At 43.6% G+C, this 1,646-nt stretch carries 2 protein-coding genes; both read right to left on the bottom strand.

Features of this window, described 5'->3' with window-relative positions:
• On the bottom strand, nt 1-522 hold the full coding sequence (locus FPZ49_RS35060) for an IS66 family transposase (protein WP_144855354.1): 522 nt from the start codon (nt 520-522) through the stop codon (nt 1-3).
• Between the two features lie 43 nt (nt 523-565).
• The gene (locus FPZ49_RS35065) at nt 566-1,591 is read right to left on the bottom strand and encodes a transposase (protein WP_144855356.1); all 1,026 of its coding nucleotides are present in this window, start codon (nt 1,589-1,591) and stop codon (nt 566-568) included.
• Nucleotides 1,592-1,646: the final 55 nt, after the last annotated feature.

Below are 1,646 nucleotides of genomic sequence, written 5' to 3' on the forward strand. Positions count from 1 at the left end.
CTACAGCGGAATAACCAACACACTATGTTTGTTTTCAAGTTTTTGAAGGTATGCTAAGGGATCTTTTCTAAATCTTCTTCGAAGTACACTTTCGTTCAGTCTGTTGTTCCATCTTTTCTTTTGTTCTTTGTAGTTTTCATATGAAACAAGACTTAACCTATTCGTCAAGTCTTCCTGTTGTAGTGCATCATCAACAAGCACGACGTACTCTCCATTGCGCAGTATGTATTCATTCCAGCTGCGACGGCCTGTCATCCGCCGATGGCGGGTCTTCGTCTGCCTAAAAAATCGTTCATGATCATTGTTCGTTCGAGGTAAGTGGCCATGGTCATAACAAGAAAATAAACCTTTCCAGAAGCCCTTTGTGTAACTCGTCAAATTCTTTACCATGGCAACATCCGTATCCCGGTCATAGGTTCTCCTTAACCACTCTATGATGGCTTCCATTTCCTTGCGCACCGTACTGCTAGATTTAGCTTCAGTTGGTTCTAACGCGGAGACGATGCGCCGAATTGGCTCCATCCATCGGCATACTTCTTGAAACCGAATCTCGAAAGAATTCAGTTTACTGAATATTCTGACGATGTCCTGGAGTATGGAGGGCCCCTTTTTTACTCAGGCACTGTTCAAGTGAGGCCTGAATAGCTTTGGCATTTTGGTAAATTCGCATTCCTGGCAGATCAAGCGGCGGATTTCCGTCTTCTAGCAGCAGAGAACGTACTGCTGCAATGTACCCCTTAGCTACTTCAGTCTCTACAGAGTTCTGAGATTCTATTTTTCGTTCAATTTCTCGAATTCCACGAAGGTTCTTTTTGATCTCTGTTTTGAGTTTACGATCTAGATCTACAACGGGTTTTGCAATGTCTTTTAGGTAGTGGTACTGGCAGTATTGGTAAGGAACATGGGGCAACAAGGTTTCAAATGCCAGACGAATAGACTGCTGTCCATCGCTCACAATTCCAATAATAGGGTAGCCAAGCTCGACGATGGGACGAATGAGATTTTGTAGTTCTTCGGACGAGCTACTTTTTAGATTTTTCGCACTCAGTACAGTGCCGCTGAACACTTCGCGAATCACATAAAGTGTTTCGTTCCCTTTCTCGGGTTGAACGCCGTCCATGGAAAGCAGCAAACCTCCGTTTTGTTCAGAAACGCTTTTTAATACTTCACGGACATGTTGATCAACACTTGCGCCAAGTAGTGCAAGATACCGCTCGTACAGCATTTGCGCGTTTCGATCTGTCGTTTTGACGCCGAGGCGGTTTAGTTCATCGGCAATTTCTTGACGTGTCATATGATGTTTAAAGCGAAGTTCTCCAACAAGACACAACACATCGAAACCATATGTTGTGAATTTCATGCAGAGTTTTTCTGCTTCTGCGGATCGGTAAAGCGCACCGAAATGAAGGCATTGACGGTTTGGACAGCGATAGGACATGCTCCATGCGAAAATTACGCCTTGCAAAGTAGCAATTTTCTTTTTCCATGCAGCATGTGCTCGTGTAAGTTTTGCCTCGCAGTGAGGGCAGTTCGTAATTTCAGGTCGAAAATATATAGTTTTTTCAGGCACAATTCGATCTTTTGGACGCATTAGAAACCCCTGTTATTAAAGTAATGGTTACCTAATTACTTCGATAAACAGGGGG

The organism is Paenibacillus cremeus (genome assembly GCF_007786445.1).
Classification (GTDB): Bacteria; Bacillota; Bacilli; order Paenibacillales; family NBRC-103111; genus Paenibacillus_G; species Paenibacillus_G cremeus.